The sequence below is a fragment of the Brevundimonas sp. CURTG3B2_SDJG genome (assembly GCF_057364705.1).
Genome location: NZ_JBNFOJ010000482.1, coordinates 1 through 1,300 on the forward strand (window position 1 = coordinate 1; position 1,300 = coordinate 1,300).

Here is a 1,300-nt window from a genome sequence, read left to right on the forward strand (position 1 = left end):
GCTGGCCCGCCTGCCGGGCGGGGCCGGCGCCTTCTTCACCGGCGCCCTGGCGGTGGTGGTGGCGGCTCCCTGCACCGCGCCCTTCATGGCCTTCGCGCTCGGCGCGGCGCTGGTCATGCCTTGGCCGATGGCGCTGGCGGTGTTCCTGATGCTGGGCCTGGGCCTGGCCCCGCTGGCCGCCCTGCCCTTCGTCCTGCCGGGCGAGCTGCGCCAGGCCCGCGGCGCGCGGTTCGAGCCCCAGCGGGTGCGCACCTACGCCCTGTACGGCTATCCGATCGCCATGTCCCTGGCCCTGACGGTGGTGCTGGCCTCCACCGACCGCTTCCTGCTGGCCGCCTTCCTGGACGAGGCGGCGGTGGGCGCCTATCACGCCGGCTACTCCATCGCCAATCGCACCCTGGACGTCCTGTTCCTGTGGCTGGGATCGGCCGGTCAGCCCGCCCTGGTCATGGCGCTGGAGCGCGGCGGGGCCGAGCGGCTCAAGGTCGCCGCGCGCGAGCAGCTGTCCACCTTCCTGCTGATCGGCCTGCCCGCCGCCGCCGGGGTCGCCTTGGTCGCGGTTCCGCTGTCCGAGGTGCTGATCGGCGAAGACCTGCGCGGCGCGGCGGCCTCCATCACCCCCTGGATCGCCCTGTCGGCCCTGCTCTACGGCCTGACCGCCTACTATTTCGGCCAGGCCTTCACGCTCGGCCGCAAGACCAAGCGGCTGCTCATGGCCATGGCCATTCCGGCGGTCGCCAACGTCATCCTGAACCTCATCCTGGTCCCCCGTTTCGGCGTCATGGGCGCCGCCTGGGCGACCGCCGCCAGCTTCGGCCTGGGCCTGATCGCCACCCAGGCGATCGGCCGGCGCGTCCTGGCCCTGCCCATCCCTTGGGAAAGCCTGGTCCGCTGCGCCATCGCGACCGGGATCATGGCGCTGGCCGTCTCGGCCCTGCCGCGCCTTGGCGGACTGGCCGAGCTGATCCTCGACGCGGGCGTCGGCGGCCTGGTCTATGCGGCGGCGGCCCTGACACTGAACGCCGCCGGCGTCCGCGACGTCGCCCTGCGGCTGATGGAGCGCTTCAAGGCGCGGAGAGCCGCGGCATGAGCGTCCGCGCGACCATCGTCGACAACGCCGCCTGGCCGTCCGCCCGCCCTGCGGTCTCGGTGCTGATTCCCTTCCTGCGGGACGATCCCGACGCCTTGCTGGCCCTGCTGGAGGGGGAGGCCGGCGCCCTGGACGGCGCCGTCGAGGTCGTTTTTGGTCCTGGACGACGGCACCGGCGACGCGGCGCTGACGGCGAAGCTGACGGCCCGC

General features: G+C 73.6%; 1 protein-coding gene and 1 pseudogene. Both read left to right on the top strand.

Annotated features, from left to right (window positions below; translation table 11 throughout):
• Positions 1-1,090: lipopolysaccharide biosynthesis protein (locus tag AC2W7C_RS18065; RefSeq protein WP_486002592.1), on the top strand; the 1,090-nt coding region annotated here is incomplete at its 5' end.
• Positions 1,087-1,300 (top strand): annotated as a pseudogene (locus tag AC2W7C_RS18070) (hypothetical protein); the annotation flags it as partial. The gene AC2W7C_RS18065 and the pseudogene AC2W7C_RS18070, both read left to right, overlap by 4 nt.